Source organism: Bacillus sp. 01N45, from assembly GCF_056399205.1.
Genome location: NZ_JBFTQW010000014.1, coordinates 81,164 through 102,375, shown reverse-complemented (window position 1 = coordinate 102,375; position 21,212 = coordinate 81,164). Strand labels below are relative to the sequence as shown.

Below are 21,212 nucleotides of genomic sequence, written 5' to 3'. Positions count from 1 at the left end.
TACTGTATAAAGGAGGTGATAAATATGCGAGATGGAAAATCAAAAGTTCTTGTGATCAAAGTTATTTAATGGTTTCAGTAAGAGCAGATATATATATGTTTAAAATGCCTATTTTTCCTCACTAAGCTCTTATTATAAATAATTAGATTTGATTAGTTTAAATACTTTAATTTCTCGGAAAAAGTCTTAGACCTACTGCTAAGGATTTTTTGTTTGATGGTAAATTTCAGATTTTAATGTTTTTTCTGTAAATAACACAAAATTAACTGTGTATTTATGTTTTTACTTTTAATCAATTTGTATTCTTTTATTTAAGGAATAAAAAATATGGAGAAGAAAATAATGAAAAATTATAAAGTTAACAATTCAATATTAGATTTGGTAGGTAGTACACCATTAATGTTATTAGAAGAATTTTCAGATAATGATGTGAGAATTTTTGCGAAGATAGAAGGGTTTAACCCTGGTGGGAGCATGAAAGATCGCCCAGGATTAAATATGATTAATATTGCTGAAGAAAAAGGAATGTTAAAGCCTGGTGGAAGAATTATTGAGTCAAGCTCAGGGAACTTAGGAATTGCTCTAGCTATGATTGGTGCAGTTAAGGGATATCAGGTACACTGTGTAGTCGATCCTAGAATTAGCACGACTAACTTAAAGATTATGCGAGCGTATGGAGCAACAATAGACATGGTCTCTCGACCAGATAACTATGGTGGCTATCAACAAGCAAGGATTGATAGGGTAAAGGAATTACTAGAAGTATATGAAGATGCTTATTGGCCGAATCAATATGACAATAAGGGGAATCCAGAGGCACATTATAAGGGAACAGCTTTTGAAATCTATAATGCGTTAGGGGAAGATGTTGATTACTTAGTAATACCTGTTAGTTCCGCAGGATTAGTAACAGGTTGTGGTTTGTTTGTTAAAAATCATATGAAAAACACAAAAATTATAGCGGTTGATGCAAAAGGATCAACTATTTTTGGTGGCTGTGCTTCTGCTCGTAGGATGACAGGAATTGGTGGGAATGTAACACCTCCTAATTTAAAAAGAGAACTTATAGATGAAGTATTTCATGTGAATGACGATGAGAGTGTTCACATGTGTGAGCAGATTGTTAAAAATGAAAGTCTTCTTGTTGGTCCATCTTCAGGAGCAGCACTTTTTACAGCACTTAAGTTAAAGGAAAATATAAAAGGCAAAAAAAATATAGTAGTAATATTTCCTGATAATGGTGATAGATATTTGGATGGTTTATTGGATGTATTTTGTACAAAAAATAATCGGAAAGTAAATATTGAAAATCTAGCTTATTAGCAATGAAAGGAAGCTAACAATGGATTATGTAAGATCTGTATTTGATTTATGTGGCGATACCCCAATTGTACAACTAAATAGAATGGCAAAATATCAGAATGTATTTTTAAAGCTTGAAAGCTTTAACCCAGGTAAGAGCGTCAAGGATCGACCTGTTATAGAAATGCTGAAAGATGCGGAAAAGTCGGGTAGATTGAGGACGGGTATGACTATTGTCGAATCCACTTCGGGTAATACCGGCATAGCATTAGCTCTATATGGGAAGAAAAAAGGTTACAGGGTTATATGTGTAGCAGATGAAAATATCCCAAGAGAAAAGCTTAACTTACTTAAAGCATATGGTGCAGAGGTAGAGATGGTTGAAGGAACTATAAATTTGAAAAATGCAGATTTAACAGAATATCGTATAAAATACATTCGTAATTTAATTGCAGATAATAAAGATTATATTAATTTGAGTCAATATGATAATGTGATGAATCCTCATGCTCATGAAATACATACTGCAGAAGAAATATTAACACAAATTAATCAAGATATTAAAGCGATAGTTATTAGTGTTGGCACTGGTGGAACAATAACAGGTGTCTCTAAAGGTATCAAAGATAAAAGGCCAGATTTGCTAATATATGGGGTGGAGCCAGTTGGATCTACTTTATTTGGAGGAGAAAAAGGCCCATATTTACAACAAGGTCCCGGAAATTATTTTAGGCCTAAAATATTTAATACAGTACATGTAGATAATCATGAAAAGGTTAATGACTATAATGCCTTTAAAACAGCAAAGGATTTAGCTACTAAAGAAGGTTTATTATTAGGAGGATCTTCGGGAGCTGTAGTATATGCTGCTATCAAAATTGCCGATCAATTAAAAGAATCAGGTGGAGTTTTAGCAGTTTGTCCTGATAATGGGACCAAATATTTAGACACAATTTTTAATGACGAATGGCTCAAAGAACATAATCTGTTTTAATCAAGGAGGTGAGTTTAATGATAATGAATAAAAATAAATCTACCATGGCTCAAATGATTGAGTATCTTTGTAATAGAAATACTACTGATGTTGAGCAGATTTTTAAAATGGTACATGAAGTTGGGTATGATTTAACTCAAATAGAGAATGTTAATTTTTTATTTTCAACAGGTGTAAATAGGCATCGATATATAAGTATAGTAGAAAAGAATGCTAATCTTGAACAAAGTGTAAAATTTATACAACAGAATATAATTTATGAAATAGAGTCTAGTTACATTACGCAGCGACTTGAACTGACTCATTATCAGATCGTAGTAATAGAGATCAACCTGAAATATGCGAGAATATTAAAGGAATTAGAAATAAATAATGAATCAATACATCACCAAAGAATAAATTATTTCCTTATCCCAGTGTTACAATTATTATCTTTAAAGCAAGTACTAAAAATATGTATTGATTACTCAAAAGAACGCGTTGCTTTTGATGTACCTATTCATAAACATCAATTAGTGGGCCAAACATTAGCAGATAGTTTTACAGAGTATACAACCAATAAATTATTATTAATAGAACTAGCAAAGAAATTAGATAAGAAATCCATTACTATGAAAGAATGTGTTAGATCAATAATATTTCTTATAGAGAGTCAACAAGAAATTGTAGATAAGTTAGTTCCTACAACTGGCGCATATGGATTAATTGAAGAGGCAGGTATAAATAGCAGGTTTTTGGAAATTCATGGAATCGGCTCTGTATTCCACTACATTAACTACGTCTAGCTAAGAGGGGTTGATAAATGTGGGTTATATTAAAACTTTGTTAAAAAAACAAATAGCGTTAAAAAAAGAAGCAGCAGTTATCGATGAAGAATTTATATATTCTCCTACAAAAGTAATAAAGGAAATGGACGTTATTAGTAATAACTTTAAGCATTTCAAAAAGGGAGAAAAAATTGGTTTAGTAGTAGATCATTCTTTACGATCATTGATGATATTGTTAACAATTATAGAGCAAGAATATAGTTTACTACCATTGGATAGTAAATGTACAGTTTCTGAAATAGAAAGAGTTAAAAAAGTTACAGAAACAAGTGTATGGATTATACCAGATACTTATAACTATGAATCTTTATCAACCAGCAGCTGTTACACTTACTCGGAAGTTTATAGTGAACAATTGAAAAGACCTAATAATAACTATGAAGCAGAAAGTAAATCCTTATATATGCTTACTTCTGGAACAAGTGGTATTACTAAAATTGCCAAGATTCCTTACTATAGTTTATGGAGAGGTGCGGAAAGTTATCGAGATTGGTTTGATATTAAAAATACCGATACTATAATTTCAACCGTTCCATTAACTCACTCATACGGTTTGATAGGTGCATGTTTAACTTCAATCTTTAGTCAAGCTACTCTGTATCTATGTAAAAACCCTACCCCCAGAAAAGTCATTAATGCAGTTCATGCATCAAAATCTACAATTTTATTTGGAGTACCTGTATTTTATAACATACTTACTCAAGCCCAAAAGATAACAAAAATAGATTTAGAAACACTAAGATTAATAATTTCATCGGGAGGTCCCCTAGATAATATAGTTAAGGGGGAATTTTTCCAAAAGTTCGGTCTGCCTATTCAACAAGTATATGGAAGTACAGAAACAGGTGCCATAGCAGCGACACATCCTGTTAGAAAATCAAGTTTAAATGCGGTGGGTTACATATTACCTAACGTTAAAGTAGAAACAAGTAATAATGGTTGTTTAAAAGTGCAAAGTCATACGGTTTTTAATGGATATTTAACTGAAGTAGGTGAGCATTCGCTTGTTATTGACAGAACATTCGAAACGGGAGATTATGGATACGTTAAAAATAGAGAGGTATTTTTAAAAGGACGGGCAAAAACATTTATAAATGTTGGAGGTAGAAAAATAAATCCAGCCGAGATTGAACGTGCTTTAGTGGATCATCCTTATATTACAGATTCTAAAGTTTTAGGAGAAGTGGATACATTATATGGAGAGCGAATTGTTGCCTATGTTCAAGCACAAAGTGAGTATCTAACTATTGAATGTGTTAAAGAATTTTTAGAAAGAAGATTAGCAGAATATAAATTACCCCACCAGATTAAAATTGTACAAGAAATTTCAAAGAGTTGGAAGGAAAAATATATAGAGGGGGATAGATACTAATGAGATACGTAGAAGAGAAAGAACAAAACGATAGTATTTGTATAGTCGGATTAGGTTATGTTGGTGTTACACTAGCTAGTGCATTTCTTGCTAAAAAACAGAATGTTGTAGGTATTGAGGTGAAAAAAGAAGTTAGGGATCAATTGAGTAGAGGGGATATACATCTATTTGAACCTGGAATAGAAAGTATATTAAAAGAGGAAATTAATAATAGACTTACAGTTCAACAATATATTCCGGATAATTTGAAGAGTGTAATTATTTGTGTAGGTACTCCGTACTCACAAAAAGATAATAAGCCAGATTTAAGTTATCTCAAGGAAGCTATTGAGTCTGTAAAAGATAAAATGACACCCGATACTTTAATAGTTATTCGAAGTACATTACCAATTGGTGTCACTAGGGAATTTGTTTTACCTATACTTCAAAATAAAATTAAAAATCCTAAAGTTGTATTTGCACCGGAAAGAACAATTCAAGGGAAAGCATTAGAAGAGTTATTAAATCTACCACAAGTTATTGGAACATCCAATGATGAACAGTTTGAGCAAGCTAAACGAATTTTTGAGAAGCTAGGCGTAGAAGTAGTCAGGGTACGTTCGTTTGAAACAGCAGAGATGCTGAAGTTAATGTGCAATGCACATACAGATATTTTATATAGCTTTGGGAATGAGATGTCCAATATTTCAACAAAATTTAATATAGATATACATGAGATGATAGAAGCTGCAAATCATAATTATCCTAGACCAGATATTGCGACTCCGGGTTATGTAGGGGGATCCTGTTTAACTAAAGACCCCTATCACTTAATTTATTCTGCTAAGCAAAAAGGATATATGCCGCATTTAGTAAAAGCAGCAAGAGATACAAATGAGAATTTGCTAAAAGGTATTATGTTACAAATAAATGATATTTTAGAGAGGAAAGAGTTGGATTGGAATACCTCTAAAATTTTTGTTTCTGGGTTGGCATACAAGGGACGACCTGAAACGGATGATCTAAGAGGAAGTGCAATATGGGAGCTACTTAACCTTTTAAAAGGAAAGAAAGTTAAAGAAATTATATTACATGATTTTGTGATTGATGCTCAAAAAATTGAAGAGGAATTTGGACTAAAGGCTGTTACATTCGAAGCTGGAATGAAAGAAACGGATATTGTGATTATTTTAAATAATCACCCTAAGTATCAATTATATTCAGATAATATTATTGATACTCATGAGAAGAAACAGAAAATTATTTATGATGTATGGGGTATTTATAAAGAGGTTCTCAAAGATGTGACAAATAAAAAATGTGATTACTTAGGAGTGGGATTTTAATGGCTAAAATTTTGGTAACTGGTGGAGCAGGTTTTATAGGTTTTCATTTAGTAAAGTATTTACTTTCCCAAGAACATAATGTAACGGTTATTGATAACTTTTTTAGAATTAAAGAAGATGATGAATTTAGAAAACATGAATCTAAATTTAACTTTATACAAGGTGATCTAACTAAACCTTTAGATGATCTACTAATGGATAAGTCATTCGACTATGTATTTCATTTAGCCGCTATAAATGGTGTTAAATATGCGAATGAAATGCCTGAACAAGTATTAAGGACCAATATTATGAGCACGATTAATGTTTTAGATTGGTGTGCAAAGCATCCACCTAAGTCATTTGTTTTTTCTTCATCTAGCGAAACGTATAATGGGTCAAAAGAATGTTTTGATATACCAATCCCGACATCCGAGGGCGTACCTGTCGCAATTAGTGATGTAACTTTACCAAGAAATTCTTATGCTGGTTCGAAAATTACTGGTGAATTATTAACTATTCATTATGCGAATAAATATAATTTTGCAGGGAAAATTGTTCGCTATCATAATATTTATGGACCAAGAATGGGAAAAGATCATGTAGTTCCAGCTTTAATTGAAAGAATTTTTAGTAAAGAGACTCCTTTTAAACTATATGGTGCTGAACAAACAAGAGCGTTTTGCTTTATTACAGATGCAGTGGAAGCAACATATGAGGTGGCTTTACTAGAAGATGAAAAATGTCAGATAGTTCATGTTGGTAACTCAGAAGAAGAAATTGAAATTAAAGATTTATGTAAAAAAATATTTAAGATAGCTAATTATGATGTGGAAATTGAAAATCTTCCAGCACCAGCAGGTTCACCTACGAGAAGATGCCCAAGTACAGAAGAACTTAAAAGAATAATTAACTATAAGCCTAAAGTCTCATTAGAAGAAGGGTTGTCCCGAACTTATGAATGGTACAAAGAAGAATTTTAAAAAAAGAATATTGATGTTGTTTAGAAGTAGCTATCCAATGGTATCAGGTGCGGATAACATGGCAAGTTATACTGCTAAATTTTTATCTAAACACAATGAGGTAGATATAATACTGGTACAAAAAAGCGATGCTCATAAAAAATATAAAATAATAAGAGATGGACTAGGAACAAGGATTTTTATCCCTAGTTCATCATCCCTTGACGATCATATTGATTATTTAGAAAAACTTGAACCAGATTTAATACATTTAGTGGATTTAGTAGATGAAGAGTTTTGTGATGTTGTTCAAAAGTTAAGTTATAAAGCTCCAGTTGTAGTAACTCCTGCAACAGATATTAGCTTATGGGAAAATCGAAGGAAAGGGCTAAATATATGTCGACTTGCAAAAAATATAGTTACTTTAACAGAGTACGAGGAAAAGAATCTTATACAAGAATTAGGATCAAAATATCTTAATAATATTGTTAGGATTGCCCAGGCGCCTGTAATAAGTGATGAAGAAACATTTGATTTCCGGGAAAAATATAATATTTCAATGGATGATCAAATAATTTTATTTCTTGGAAGAAAAATAAAATCAAAAGGCTATCATCTTTTATTGGAAGCAAGTAGTGACATAATAAAGAAACATCCTAATAGTAAATTTATTTTCATTGGACCTCATTCTAAAGGATCTAAATTGATATTCGAAAGGTATAAGGGTAATAACGCAATATTAGATTTAGGTCAAGTTTCAGAAAGAGAAAAACTTTCCGCCTTACAAGCTTGTAATTTACTATGTTTACCTTCTACCGCAGATGTATTTCCATTGACATTCCTAGAAGCATGGCTGTGTAAGAAACCAGTAGTTTCAGCTAACTTTCCAGGTGTTAAGAATATCGTTAACCATGGGGAAAATGGGCTGATAACAAATACGGAAATACAATCTATCTCAGCAAATATACAGTTTTTATTAGAAAATAAGTATCTCGCTCAGTTGTATGGGGAAAATGGGTATCAGAAGGTTATCAATCAATATTCATGGGAAAAGGTAACAGAAAATATTAAAGTGTTATATGAGAAAACTATTGAAAGAGAGGTAGAAACATATGAGAGCAGTAATAATGGCAGGGGGGAAAGGGATTAGATTACACCCATATACTAAAATCATCCCTAAACCACTTATTCCTTTGAATGAAATACCAATCTTAGAAGTTATTCTGAGACAACTTCAATACCATGGATTTACACATGTAACTCTAACTTTAAATTATAAAGCTCGTTTAATTCAAACTTATTTTGGAGATGGAAAAGAGTTAGGGTTAAATATTGACTATACAGTTGAAGATAAAGAAATGGGAACAATTGGACCACTAACATTAATAGAGAATTTAAATGAGCCTTTTTTATTAATGAATGCAGATATATTAACAGATTTGGATTTTAGAAAATTTTATAAAGAACATATTGATTCCAATGCAATTGGTACGGTCATGTTATATAACCATTCATTAAATGTTGATTTTGGTGTGGTAGAAAGAAATTCTATTGGTGAGATTACCGATTACCTTGAAAAGCCGTCTCACGATCTACTAATTTCTTCAGGGATTTATATGCTAAACCCAGAATCAATATTTTATTTAAATAAAGATGAAGAAATAGGTGCACCTGAATTTTTAAAGAAATTAATTAAATCACAAAAAATAGTTAAATCATATACTCATGAAGGTGTATGGATGGATATTGGGACAAAGAGAGGGTTAGACTTAGCTACAGATTTCTTTCAAAAAAATAAAAATCAATTATTGAATTTAAGTAAAGAAAATTTAATAGAAAAAGATAGGGTTGTATAAATTATGGATTGGAAAATATCTTTATATGATTTAACAATTGGTGAAGAAGAAATATCGGCTATAACTAAAGTATTAAAATCTCAATGGATATCGATGGGGGAAGAGACTAAAAAATTCGAAGGGATATTTTCTGAAAACTTAAATATTAGTTTGCCGGGATTAGCTGTAAATAGTGGAACAGCTGCTCTACATACAGCTATGAAAATTTTAGATATTGGTCCAGGTGACGAAGTTTTAGTACCTTCAATGACATTTGTGGCGTCAGCTAATGCAGTAAAGATGGTGGGAGCTACACCAGTTTTTATAGATTCTACAAGCCACTATGATTTTAATTTAGATCCGGAAGTAATAGAGAAAAAAATAACTCCAAAAACAAAAGCTATAATTGTGGTGCATTATGGTGGTTATAGTGCAGATATGGATAGAATTATGCAGATAGCACATAGTTATGGAATAAAGGTCGTTGAAGACGTAGCACATGGACCATTTGTAAGGACTCCTAAGGGGTTTTTAGGAACCATTGGAGACATAGGATGCTTTAGTTTCTTTTCAACAAAAAACATAACTACAGGTGAGGGTGGAATGCTTGTGACTTCCGACTCTAACTTACATGAGAGAGCACGTTTATTTAGATCCCATTCTATGAGCGTTAGCTCATGGGAAAAACATAAAGGGAGACCTACAACATACGATGTTAAGGAAGTAGGTATGAATTATAGGACTACAGATTTAGCATCTGCGATAGGGATTCAACAGATATATAAGTACAAAGAAAATCAAAAAATAAGAGAAGCACTAGCTTTAGAATATAGGATAAATTTAAGACAAATGAAGGATGTGAAAATACCTTTTGAATCCGTAAGTGTTTCAAAAAGTAGTCACCATATTTTTCCTATAATATTACCTGAAAATATAAATAGGAATCTCGTTATTAGTAAGTTAAAAGAGGAAGGAATTCAAACAAGTGTACACTATCCCCCATGTCATTTATTTACACTATACAGACAGACGCAAGGAACAAAAATAGGTGATTGTCCTATAGCTGAAGAAATTTCAGATAGGGAACTAACTTTACCTTTACATCCTAATTTGAATGTAAGTGATATTCATAGAGTTTGTTGTGTTTTAGAGCACACATTGAAGGGGAATATATAAGTTATGTATATAGGTTTCAACTATCATCCATCCAAAAGTGGATGCCAATATTGGCATGAATGGGATGAAGATGAAGTAAGAGCTGATTTGTTAAAAATGTCTCGAGAAGGGTTTAATGTAGTAAGATTTTTCTTGTTTTGGAAAGATTTCGAACCTCATGAAGGAGCCTATGATTATCTTGTTGTAGAGCGATTACATCAGTTTATTAAATTAGCAAATGAGGCTAATTTGTATTGTATTCCTTCAATTTTAACAATATGGATGAATGGACAAATATTTAAACTACCTTGGGATGATTCAACGGATGTATGGGGAAATATTAAACTTAAAACTAGAGCAGAGTGTTTTTTAGAGTTTATAGGTAAGGAACTAAGGGAATATCAAAATATTTTATATTTTGACATAGGTGATGAAATAATATATGCAAATGAAAAAGCTGTTTTATCGCTGGAAAATGAAGAAGCAAATACATGGTTAAGAGATATGATTACTGCATTAAAAAAGGGGAATCCACAAAGTAGTGTAATTATGGCAAGTGACCATTTATCAGTAGTAGGAGAACATCCCTTTGTTTTATCTAATATTTCTGGTAAATTGGATGCGGTTGCAATACATGGATTTCCACTATGGACAAAATTCAATATTGAATCCAATAATTCATGGAAATCGTCATTATATGTATCATTTCTAGTTTCAATAGCAAAATTATATGGTAAGCCCTTGGTGGATGAATTTGGTTTGTATGGTTGTTCGGATGATATAAGAGCTGATTATATGTTGACGAGTGGATTAAGTAGTATTTTACATGGAGCAACAGGAATTATTTCATGGTGTTGGAAAGATTTTGAGGCTGTTAAAAAGCCTTTTAATTTAAGACCGGGTGAAAGGTTTGTTGGTTTTTATAGCCTTTCTGGAAAGCCTAAAAAGAGTGTATACAGTTTGAAAGAATGTGTGAAAATTTCCCAAAATATACGAGATGGACAGTTGAGTAAAAAAAAGGTAGGGATTTTTTTACCAGGAGAGCAGTTTAAAGAAAATGATAAGAATTTAGATTTTACACAAAAATCAATATCTCAATTCTACGCGTTTTTATTGCTAAAAAAGACGCAAATCCCAACAGAATTTTGTAGGGGAAATCTAGAACAGTATAAAGCAATTCTATTCCCTTCAAACCAACATTTGACAACTGGGGATTTAGAAAGTTTAAAAAAGTATGTAAATCAAGGTGGAATATTGATCTATAGTACGGGGAATTACTTATACGGACATGGGATATCTGACCTATTTGGGATAGAATTAGAAGATTATACATTAAACAATGAGGATTTTAGAAGTTTTGAATATGAAGGGACTTCATATTACATCGAGTGGGAAAATTTAAAAGATAATCAAATTCCAATTATAAAAGAAAATCAAGCAGAAGTGTTAGCAAGATTTAATGAATCGAAGAAGCCTATTATAACAAGAAATTCATATGGAAAAGGGAAAGTTTACTATATTAATATCCCAATAGAGTTGCTATTAAATAAGCCTTACGCTATGGAAGAAGAAAATTTTTATAAAATCTACAAAAATATCCTTTTCGCAGAAGGAATTGATGCACCAGCACAATTCTCATCGCCTTTTGTTGATGTACACATTTTAAATTATCATGACCATAATAACTACGTTTTAATTAATCATTCCCCAAGAGAGCAAAATGGGAGGTTATTTATTAATAACACCTATAAAGATATAAAAATGCAACCTAAGTCAGTAAAAGAAATAAAAATATTCAAGGATAAGGAGAATGGCGATGAAAGCAGCTCTGTTAAGAGGAACTAGACTCATCCAGATTCAAGATGTTCCAGTTCCAAGTATTTTACATCCTAAAGATGCTGTTATAAAAGTTACTTTAACTTCTATTTGCGGTACAGATATGCATCCGTATAGAGGAGAACTTAATGACTTTATACATAATACAATAATGGGACATGAATTTACAGGAATTGTAGAATCTGTAGGTGATGAAGTTAAAAATATCCAAGTAGGGGATAGAGTTGTCGTATCTGATATTGTTGCGTGTGGAGATTGTTGGTACTGTCAAAAAGATATGCATTACCATTGTAAAAATGCTTCATTATTTGGCTATGGCGAAGTTGTGGGAGAGTATTTTCCAGGTGGACAGGCTGAAAAAGTAAGAGTCCCATACGCTGATAAGCTTTTATTAAAAGTTCCAGAGAATGTATCTGACGAAAAGGCTATTTTTGTTGGCGATATATTATCTACCGGATACGCCTGTGCTGTGGAGGGACAAATAAAAGAAGATGATTGTGTAGTAGTTATCGGTGGTGGACCTGTAGGACTAATGACAATTTTGTGCTCAAAGATGTTTACAAAGTCAAAAGTCTTTTTAATTGAGCCTAACGAAAATAGACATTTAATTGCCAAGAAATTAGGAGCGATACCTCTGAAGCCTAATGAGTTAAATCAAATTTATAATTTTACAAATCAAAGAGGGGCCGATGTGGTACTTGAGGCCGTAGGCACAGATAATACACTTCAAGCAGCTTTAGATCTAGTACGACCTAAGGGTAATGTAGTGTGTGTAGGCGCTCACCATTCAAAGGCTATGCCATTTAATACTGAGAAGTCTTTTGCAAAAGAGTTATCATTAAAATTTGTGGTTGGGGACCCTCTAAAATATGGAGAGTTACTTTTAGAAAAAATAAAAGATGGAAAACTAGACCCTAGTATTATTATTTCTCATCGTATGTCTTTTGAGAATATTGAAACAGCTTATGAAATGTTCGAGAGTCAAAAAGCTTTGAAAATAGTTTTAAGTCTAGGAGAATCGAGGGTATGAAAAATGAGTAGAGAAGAGATTTTAACGAAGTTAAAAATCGTATTATCAGATAATAATATTTCTACACAGGAATTAAAGATGGAGGATAGGATTGGCTATGGAAAATTAAAAATTGATTCTATCAAATTTATGAAATTAATGGTTGATTTAGAGAATGAATTTAATATTGAGCTAGACTATCGTGAAACTTTTGATGAACATAGTAATACGATTGAACATCTAATTCAATATATTGAACATGGAAATAGGTCTTGAGAAAAAGTAATAAATCCAAGAGGTTTGGTGCATTAATTTTAGCTGCGGGTGTATCAAGTAGAATGGGAAAACCTAAGCAACTTTTATCAATAAATAATGAAACTATGATACAGCATGTCATAAAACAAGTAGTACAAGCCGGATTTAATCAAATTATTTTAGTGTTAGGTTTTATGGACAAGGCAGTAGAGAAGAGCATTTCAATAAAGTTAAGAAAAAAAATTAAAATTGTTCGAAATGATCAATACAAAAAAGGAATCTCATCATCGATAAAAATAGGTATAGGTAATTTTAAAGGTGAAATACCTGTTTTTATTTTCTTAGGAGATCAGCCTATAATTTCTCAAAAATTAATACTTGAGATGAAAACATGCTACTTCAAATATCAATACGATGTAATACGTAATAATTATAATAATACCCCTGCACATCCCGTGTTGTTAGGACCAAAATTACTTAAAAAAGTCGATGAACTAGAAGGTGACAAGGGATTCAACACTTTAATAAATAAAAATAAGATATCGGTTAAAAATATAGATAATTCAAATATTTTCCCGATAATAGATATTGATACTAAAGAGGACTATTTTAAATTTATAAAATTAAAAGAGGGGTATGAATGTGACCAATAAAATCCCTATTGAAATAATGGTGAATGGGGAGAAAATTAATATTGCTGTTTCTTCAATTCAACCGTTAGTACATTTTTTAAGAGATGATCTAAAACTAACAGGTACTCATATAGGTTGTGATTGTGTTTCATGTGGTGCTTGCACGGTGCTACTGGATGATGAACCTGTAAAATCATGTGCTATCTTAGCAGCACAATGTAACCAAAAGCGAATAACTACAGTAGAGGGTTTGGAGACAGATCAAGGATATAGTATATTACAAAAAAGTTTCCAACAGCAATATGCTCTCCAATGTGGATATTGCACGCCAGGTTTTTTGATGATTGGTACTTATATTACTAAAAATTTTACAGAATTAAAGGATGAAGAAATCGCAGAGCTATTAAAAGGGAATTATTGTAGATGTACTGGCTATACTCCTATTATCAAAGCAATAAAAGAAAGTTTAGGAAAAGAATAGATAACACTCTTGCGAAAGTGAGAATGCTGAAAGATGTATATTATTGACCTTAAATATATTCTTGCTACAGGATGTGTATGATAACAAGAGTGAAGTTTATATTTTAAAACTAAAATAAATACGAGACCGTTAAAGAATGGATTATGCATTTAATACTATTTATGTCTTATTCTAATAAAATAATTTCATGTATTTATCCAATGAAAAAATTTTAAGGGGTTAATAGATGGAAACCATAGAGAAATTATTAAGTGAAACAATAAAGGGGCGAAAAACTGTATTAGCTACAGTTATAAATACTAAGGGTTCAACGTACCGTAAGCAGGGAGCTCAAATGGTTATTAATGATAAAGGAATAGGATATAGCCAGTTAAGCGGGGGGTGCATAGAAAATAACATAATTGATAAATCCTTAGACGTAATGAATAATCAAACAGATCTTGATATTGGCAGTTATTTAAATCTTTCACAACCAGATCCTATTTTTGGTTTTGATAAAGGTTGTAAAGGCGACATGGATATTCTGATTTTAGATACTAAGCAATTACAACCACATCTTCATACTATATATAATAGTTTAAATAAAAACGAGATGGTACTAATTGGTACCATTATCAATCATATTGATTTTAGGCTAGTAGGGCAGAGTTTTATCAAATATGAAAATTTAGATATGAAAATTCTAAATAAGTCTGGTTTACTAGATACCAAAATCAAAGAGACCTTGAAGAATGTAGAAATTAAAACAGGTTTGTATCATGATGAGAAAAATAAGACAGACATATTTATTCAAGCTTTTTATCCCCAAAAAGAAATAATTGTTATGGGGGCAGGAAATGATGTATTTCCCATTTTGGAAATAGCAAAGAAATTAAATTTTGAACTAAGAATAAACGATTTTAGGGAGAGTTTAATTAAAAGATTTACTAATAGATGCAAAGAAGTTAATTTACTGTCTAATAATATAGAAAATGTTGAATCCTATTTAACAAATATGAGCAAGAATACACCAGTTGTTATTATGAGTCATAATTTTTCATTTGACTGCTTATGTTTAAAAAGTGCAATTAATCTGGGGTTTAAATACATTGGTGTAATGGGACCTAGACATAGATTAAATAATTTACTGACAGAAATTGATGCTACAGAAACCAATTCTATTCGTTGTCCAATTGGGATAAATATAGCAGCAAAAACACCTGAAGAAATTGCAATAAGCATTTTAGGAGAAATTATTAATTACTATAATGATCAAACAAATACATGGAGGTAATTAAAATGGATCAAATTAAAGAGAGAATAGTAAAAACTTTAATTGAAGCTTCGGAAGAGGCATTAGATAAAGAAACTATTATGGAAGTTAAGGATGATATAAGTGCTTTATCTCTAAATTCGTTAACTATCATTAGATGGTTGGTAAGTATGGAGGAGGAATTTAATATTGAGTTAGATATGGAAAAGGTGTTATTAGAAAATAAATTAATTTGGTCATTTGAAAAAATAACAAAGTATATAAATACAAAAGTTAATGGGGAGGTTGTTTAATTATGATACTGGAAAATAGAATTCTAGATTTTAAACTTTTAACTTCAACTGGGAAAGAGCTACGTTTAAATGATTATTTAGGTAAATATATTGTTTTGTTTTTCTATCCTAAAAATGGAACACCAGGTTGTACAAAAGAGGCTTGTTCATTTAGGGATAATTATAGTGAGTTTCAACAACTCGAGGATGTAGAGCTATTTGGAATTAGCGCAGATAATTTAGAATCTCATCAAAAATTTAGTGAAGATTACAAATTACCATTTCAGTTATTAAGTGATGAGAATTTTGAAGTTGCTAAACGATATGGTGTGTATGAAGAGAAAAAGTTTCTTAATAAGGCTATTAAATCAATTAATCGAACCACATTTATTTTAGATAAAAAAGGTATTATCCAAAAAATTTTTACAGATGTTAATCCAAGTGATCACGCAAAAGAAGTGTTGGAAGAATTGAAAAAAATTAGAAAGTAAAATACGTGGTTTTATTTTCTAACTTTTATAAATTAAACGTGGGGAATGAGGTGATTGTTTGAATAATAAACCTCTGCGGAAAGAAGATAATAGATTTATTACTGGTAAGGGGAGATACGTATGCGATATTAACCTTCCTGATATGCATTATGTTACTTTTGTCAGAAGTACAGTCTCGCATGCGTTTATTGAAGAAATTGATAAAACAGATGCCCTCATAGAAGGGGTAATTGGTATATTTACAAGTGAGGATTTAGATACTAACTTGGGGGAGATTTCAATTGTATGGCCTGTAAAGAACCTGAAAAATCCAGGGCATCCCTTGTTAGCAAAAGAAAAGGTAAGATTCGTAGGAGAGCCTATTGTCATAATAATTGCTGTAAGTAGAGAAATTGCTTTATTAGCAGCTAGTAAAGTTAAGGTAAGATATAAAAAGTTAAAAGCTATTACAAATCTATTGGAAGCAATAGATAACAAAGGTGTATCTATACATGAAGATATTAAGGGAAATGTAGCTTACAATATAAAAAAAACATTTGGAAATAAGAAAGAAATTGAAAATGCAGTACATTCTTTTGAACAGAGAATCATAATTCCAAGGGTAGCACCTCTACCAATGGAAACTAGAGGAGTAGTAACTTACTATGACGAGTATCAGGATACGCTAACAATGTGGACTTCTACTCAACTCCCCCATGCTTTACGATTATCTTTATCAATTGCTTTAGGACATCCGGAAAATCGTTTGTATGTGAAATGCCCGGATGTAGGTGGGGCATTCGGTTCAAAAATGAATGTGTATAGGGAAGAAGTTTTGTTGGCTTACTTTGCTAAGAAAATAAAAAGGCCTCTTAAGTTTATAGAAACAAGATATGAAAATTTTTGTACAACTACCCATGGTAGAGATCAAATACATGATGTAAAGGTCTACTATAATCCTTCAGGAAAAATCCTAGGAATAGATTTAGTATTACATGCAAATATGGGAGCGTATTTACAAGTAGCTACACCGGGAATGCCTATCTATACTTCAAAGATGTTATCAGGTTGCTACAATATTCCTTATATAAATGTTGATATAAAAGCATATTATACTAATCAAGTAGCCATAGATGCATATAGGGGAGCAGGAAGGCCTGAAGCAATCTATTTATTAGAAAGAATTATAGATATTATTGCTCTAAAATGTGGTATAAATCCTGTGGAAATTAGAATGAAAAATTTCATAAAACCCTATGAATTTCCTAAAAGTGTAGTTACGGGATTAACTTATGATAGTGGTGACTACCATAAATCTTTACTAAAATTAATAAAAATTAGTGAATATGAAAAATGGAAAAAAGAACAGCAAATAAGAAGGGAAAATAAAAGTAACTATCAGTTAGGTATAGGCCTTTCGAGTTATGTAGAATTTTGTGGAACTGGTCCATCTAAGGAGCATAAGGCAATCGGTTTGATGACGAGTGGCTTTGAATCTGCTGTTGTTAGAATTCATCCTTTAGGTACTGTAACTGTTATCTCTGGATCATGTCCGGCTGGACAAGGACATGAAACTGCGTGGTCATTAATAGTATCCCAAGAACTAGGAATAAATTTTGAAGATATTGAGGTAATTACCGGTGAGACAAGCAATGTACCTTGGGGGGGAGGGACTTATGGTAGTAGGAGTGCTGCTGTTGGTGGAAGTGCCATATACAAGGCGTGTCGGCAAATTATTAATAAATCAAAGATATACTTATCTGCGATTTGGAACAAAGATATTCGTTCCATTCAATTTGAAAAAGGATTATTCTTCATTAATGAAGACCAGACTATGAGGATTGAAGAAGTGACACAAAAATTATACTTAGCCCATGATCTTCCAGAAGGTGTTGATCCAGGCTTAGAGGCAACGGTATTTTTTGAACCCTCTAGTCTTACATTCCCTTTTGGTTCGCATTTATGCATTGTCGAAATTAACATTTTAACTGGTGAACCCAAAATATTAGAGTATTTTGCAGTAGATGACTGTGGACATATACTTCATGAAGAGCTTGTTGAAGGGCAGATTAAAGGAGGTATAGTTCAGGGGATGGGACAAGCACTATTAGAAGAGGTATGTAATGACGAAGATAATGAAGTCCCTTTTTCACAATCTTTTCGAACATACCAATTACCAAGAGCGATGGATATTCCTAAAATCACACTAGAAAAAACAATCACCCCATCTCCCGTAAACCCACTAAAAGTTAAAGGAGTAGGTGAAGCAGGTACAATAGGAAGTCCACCAGCTATAATAAATGCAATTGTAGATGCAATATCTACATTTGGTATAGAACATATTGATATGCCTGCAACATCAGATAAAATTTGGTCATTAATACAGGAGGCTAACAATGGTGGAATACATGGCACCTAAAAGTCTTAAGGATGCAATAAAAGCATTAACTGTAAAAAAGGGAAGAAAAGTAATATTAAGCGGTGGACAAGTTGTAACAAATCAAATAGTAAAAGGAACTCTCTTCCCAGATACGGTTTTAGATATAACAAGAATTCCGGAACTTAAAGAAATTAGGATAGAAGAAAATAGCGTGTTTTTAGGGGCGTGTCTTACACATACTGATATTTTAAATAATCACATAGTAGCGGAATCCCTTCCAGCTTTTTATCAAGCAGCGGGCACTATAGGAGATTTACAAGTCCGGAATAGAGCAACAATTGGTGGAACAATTTGTGATGCTAATTTGTCAGGAGATTATTGGGGGGGATGGTACCTTACTAATGCTTTAGTTTGGATAAGGTCTAAAAATATATTGAAGAAGGTACCAATAAAAGAATTAGTAAAGGGACAAAATAATTTATATTTAAAATCAGATGAACTTATTTTGGGAATAGAAATTCCTAAAATACATAATAGTGTATATATTAAATTTTACTTAAAGAGTAGGCAAATGCTTGGTGTCACCATTGTTAATGAAAAAGTTGCTATTACAGGAATTAAGGAGTATCCAATGATAATAGATTTATATAGAACTAATATTACTGAGTTATTTGATTATGCTAGTATATCGAAATATAAAAAATATAAAATTTCTATGGTTCAACATATACTAAATCAATTCAAAGGAGGGCTTAAGGATGAAAATAGACTTATTTAAAAAATGGTTAAACCCATATGCAACAGTTGTAAGGGATCTGGCTTTAGAAAGTGATAGGGCTGGTAAACCTGTTAATACTTTTGTTGAGGATTCCTATTTTAAGCCTCTTCATTTTTTTAAAACACCTTCTAGGTACTGGGATGGAATTACTTTAAAGGATGGAAATAAAGTATTCGGTACAACGGCATTAGAGAATGTCATCTTTGTAGAAGAAATAGCTTATGGAGATCCAGGTTTATATTTATCCCTTCCAGGCCCGAATCTTTCGGGAACAATAGTAGATAAAATAGGAACGCAAGAACAAAAGGATATTTTTTTTGAATATTTCATCAATAACAATTCTTGGTCAGCTTTTGCATTAACAGAGCCAACCGCGGGGTCTGATGTAGCCAATATGCTAATGACTGCAGAAAAAGGAGAAAACAATACTTATTTATTAAATGGTCAAAAAAGATATGTTGGAAATGGGGCTATTGCAGATTATATGGTTGTTTTTGCTAAAAAGACAAAGAAAGATTTACCAAAAAATAAAAGTATTTTTTTAGATGCTTTTTTAATCAATAAAAATAATAATTTATCCAATATTAAACAGAGTGTCGATAATACACTCGGATTAAAATCGGCTCGTTTAGGAAAAATTGAGTTTACTGATTACCTAGTAACGGAGCAAGATATTTTGGGACATGACAAGAGTTCGTTAAAAAGAGGGATAAGAGGAGCGATGGAAACATTTTTACACATGAGACCGGCAACAGCTGCAATTGCCATTGGATTAAGTAAAGCTATTATAGATTATGTACAAACATGCGTGAATCATGAATATAATAAATTTATTTTAGATAGGTTGAAATGGGAGGTTGAACGAGGAAGAGTATTAACATTGCAAGCAGCTATTACATGTGATACTGGTAATTTCAACTCATATTATTCATCAATGGCAAAGCAGTATATGAATGGTGTAGTAGTAAAGGTAGTTAGAGAATGCTCAAAATTAATGGGTGACTACGGATTGATAGAGCATCCTCTTTTGGAAAAGTGGTTAAGAGATGCAAGAATGATAGAATTTATGGAGGGTTCAACTAATATATTGAAAATGGATATCAAAAATAAAATGATGAATGGTAGGTTTTAAGACTATGAATCCTATGGCCTTATCACATATATCTAGTTATATACCTAGTAAGAAAATTGATATTCCTGAAGTTGCAAGAATGATAAATGCTGTTGATTATCCGTTTAGTAAAAGTGATATTGATAGATTTGACAGCAATTTAGGTTTTAAATGTGTACCAATAGAAGAAAAATTAAGTTTGGAAGAGATGATTTACAGGGCCTGTACTCCAACAATATGTAAATTACAAAAAGAGGGTAAAGCGATAGATAGAATAATATTGACTAGGACTTCTCAGATATATTGGCATGAGCAAAATATATTTCGTAAACTGATGCATGATTATAATTTATTGGACATACCCACATTTTCTGTTGCCCAACAAAATTGCGCTTCTATTCATACTTCTTTACTATTAGCACAACAATTACTTAATTCCAATGAAGAAATGGAAGGGATATTATTAGTAAGTGGAGATAAAGCCTTTCATCCAAGCCTACGACGTATCCCTGATTCATTATTAGGTGATAGTGCTAGTTGTTGTTATTTGAGTAAAAATCTTAAAGGGAATCACCATACAATTCAAATTATAAAGAATAATGTTGATGCGGTGACATATAATGGCGTAAATTCTACCCAAAATCAGTTAGAATGGTTTAATACAACATACTATTTTGCTATTAGACAAATAGTGAGGGAAGTTTTAAAAGAGGCGAATCTTACATTAGAACAGATCAGCCTTATAATTGGGAGCAATGCTAACTATAAGACGTGGCTAAAAGTATCAGAAATACTTGATTTTCCTATAGACAAATTCTATACGGACACTATAGATAAGGTAGGACATTTATACTGTTCAGATATTCTATTTAATTTACAAATGATTGAAAAAGAAAAAAAAATAAAACCAGGTTCTTATTATCTAACTATTACTGTGGGGCTAGGAGGTACATATGGTTGTGCTTTACACCAGTATCTATAAGGA

At 31.8% G+C, this 21,212-nt stretch carries 21 protein-coding genes; all 21 read left to right on the top strand.

The window, feature by feature from the left end:
• The first annotated feature begins 327 nt into the window (after positions 1-327).
• Positions 328-1,323: a 2,3-diaminopropionate biosynthesis protein SbnA gene (gene sbnA / locus AC1DMU_RS25370; RefSeq protein WP_088064900.1), complete on the top strand. Its 996-nt coding sequence runs from the start codon at positions 328-330 to the stop codon at positions 1,321-1,323.
• Between the two features lie 19 nt (positions 1,324-1,342).
• The gene (locus AC1DMU_RS25365; RefSeq protein ID WP_088064901.1) at positions 1,343-2,296 is read left to right on the top strand and encodes a PLP-dependent cysteine synthase family protein; all 954 of its coding nucleotides are present in this window, start codon (positions 1,343-1,345) and stop codon (positions 2,294-2,296) included.
• Between the two features lie 17 nt (positions 2,297-2,313).
• Positions 2,314-3,081 carry an acyl-CoA dehydrogenase family protein gene (locus AC1DMU_RS25360; RefSeq protein ID WP_088064902.1) on the top strand — a complete coding sequence of 256 codons (768 nt, stop codon included), beginning with the start codon at positions 2,314-2,316 and terminating at the stop codon, positions 3,079-3,081.
• 19 nt (positions 3,082-3,100) lie between these two features.
• Complete coding sequence (locus AC1DMU_RS25355; protein WP_088064903.1) at positions 3,101-4,495, top strand: class I adenylate-forming enzyme family protein; 1,395 nt, start codon at positions 3,101-3,103, stop codon at positions 4,493-4,495.
• Entirely contained in the window at positions 4,495-5,820 is a 1,326-nt protein-coding gene (locus AC1DMU_RS25350; RefSeq protein WP_088064904.1) for a nucleotide sugar dehydrogenase, read from the top strand. The genes AC1DMU_RS25355 and AC1DMU_RS25350 overlap by 1 nt, the downstream gene beginning before the upstream one ends.
• The gene (locus AC1DMU_RS25345; RefSeq protein ID WP_427325608.1) at positions 5,820-6,782 is read left to right on the top strand and encodes an NAD-dependent epimerase/dehydratase family protein; all 963 of its coding nucleotides are present in this window, start codon (positions 5,820-5,822) and stop codon (positions 6,780-6,782) included. The genes AC1DMU_RS25350 and AC1DMU_RS25345 overlap by 1 nt, the downstream gene beginning before the upstream one ends.
• Positions 6,757-7,911: a glycosyltransferase family 4 protein gene (locus AC1DMU_RS25340; protein WP_427325610.1), complete on the top strand. Its 1,155-nt coding sequence runs from the start codon at positions 6,757-6,759 to the stop codon at positions 7,909-7,911. The genes AC1DMU_RS25345 and AC1DMU_RS25340 overlap by 26 nt, the downstream gene beginning before the upstream one ends.
• Positions 7,874-8,617, top strand: coding sequence for a sugar phosphate nucleotidyltransferase (locus AC1DMU_RS25335; RefSeq protein ID WP_088064907.1), 744 nt, complete (start codon positions 7,874-7,876; stop codon positions 8,615-8,617). Before AC1DMU_RS25340 ends, AC1DMU_RS25335 begins: the two co-directional genes overlap by 38 nt.
• Before the next feature lie 3 nt (positions 8,618-8,620).
• The gene (locus AC1DMU_RS25330) at positions 8,621-9,772 is read left to right on the top strand and encodes a DegT/DnrJ/EryC1/StrS family aminotransferase (RefSeq protein ID WP_088064908.1); all 1,152 of its coding nucleotides are present in this window, start codon (positions 8,621-8,623) and stop codon (positions 9,770-9,772) included.
• 3 nt (positions 9,773-9,775) lie between these two features.
• Positions 9,776-11,596, top strand: a complete 1,821-nt coding sequence (locus AC1DMU_RS25325) for a beta-galactosidase trimerization domain-containing protein (RefSeq protein ID WP_088064909.1) — start codon at positions 9,776-9,778, stop codon at positions 11,594-11,596.
• Positions 11,568-12,617, top strand: coding sequence for an alcohol dehydrogenase catalytic domain-containing protein (locus AC1DMU_RS25320; RefSeq protein ID WP_179864160.1), 1,050 nt, complete (start codon positions 11,568-11,570; stop codon positions 12,615-12,617). The genes AC1DMU_RS25325 and AC1DMU_RS25320 overlap by 29 nt, the downstream gene beginning before the upstream one ends.
• A gap of 3 nt (positions 12,618-12,620) precedes the next feature.
• Positions 12,621-12,872 carry an acyl carrier protein gene (locus tag AC1DMU_RS25315; protein ID WP_088064911.1) on the top strand — a complete coding sequence of 84 codons (252 nt, stop codon included), beginning with the start codon at positions 12,621-12,623 and terminating at the stop codon, positions 12,870-12,872.
• Positions 12,869-13,504, top strand: a complete 636-nt coding sequence (locus AC1DMU_RS25310) for a nucleotidyltransferase family protein (protein WP_098133757.1) — start codon at positions 12,869-12,871, stop codon at positions 13,502-13,504. Before AC1DMU_RS25315 ends, AC1DMU_RS25310 begins: the two co-directional genes overlap by 4 nt.
• Complete coding sequence (locus AC1DMU_RS25305) at positions 13,494-13,964, top strand: (2Fe-2S)-binding protein (RefSeq protein ID WP_088064913.1); 471 nt, start codon at positions 13,494-13,496, stop codon at positions 13,962-13,964. The genes AC1DMU_RS25310 and AC1DMU_RS25305 overlap by 11 nt, the downstream gene beginning before the upstream one ends.
• Positions 13,965-14,190: 226 nt before the next feature.
• Positions 14,191-15,237 (top strand): XdhC family protein, encoded by a 1,047-nt coding sequence (locus tag AC1DMU_RS25300; RefSeq protein WP_088064914.1) that lies wholly within the window; start codon positions 14,191-14,193, stop codon positions 15,235-15,237.
• A 5-nt stretch (positions 15,238-15,242) separates the two neighbouring features.
• The gene (locus AC1DMU_RS25295; RefSeq protein WP_179196853.1) at positions 15,243-15,509 is read left to right on the top strand and encodes a phosphopantetheine-binding protein; all 267 of its coding nucleotides are present in this window, start codon (positions 15,243-15,245) and stop codon (positions 15,507-15,509) included.
• 2 nt (positions 15,510-15,511) lie between these two features.
• Positions 15,512-15,979, top strand: a complete 468-nt coding sequence (locus tag AC1DMU_RS25290; protein ID WP_098133755.1) for a peroxiredoxin — start codon at positions 15,512-15,514, stop codon at positions 15,977-15,979.
• A 58-nt stretch (positions 15,980-16,037) separates the two neighbouring features.
• Positions 16,038-18,377, top strand: a complete 2,340-nt coding sequence (locus AC1DMU_RS25285; RefSeq protein WP_215559270.1) for a xanthine dehydrogenase family protein molybdopterin-binding subunit — start codon at positions 16,038-16,040, stop codon at positions 18,375-18,377.
• Positions 18,367-19,116: an FAD binding domain-containing protein gene (locus AC1DMU_RS25280; RefSeq protein ID WP_252196097.1), complete on the top strand. Its 750-nt coding sequence runs from the start codon at positions 18,367-18,369 to the stop codon at positions 19,114-19,116. Before AC1DMU_RS25285 ends, AC1DMU_RS25280 begins: the two co-directional genes overlap by 11 nt.
• Positions 19,097-20,248 (top strand): acyl-CoA dehydrogenase family protein, encoded by a 1,152-nt coding sequence (locus tag AC1DMU_RS25275; protein WP_088064919.1) that lies wholly within the window; start codon positions 19,097-19,099, stop codon positions 20,246-20,248. The genes AC1DMU_RS25280 and AC1DMU_RS25275 overlap by 20 nt, the downstream gene beginning before the upstream one ends.
• Positions 20,249-20,252: 4 nt before the next feature.
• Entirely contained in the window at positions 20,253-21,209 is a 957-nt protein-coding gene (locus AC1DMU_RS25270) for a 3-oxoacyl-[acyl-carrier-protein] synthase III C-terminal domain-containing protein (protein ID WP_179196854.1), read from the top strand.
• Positions 21,210-21,212: the final 3 nt, after the last annotated feature.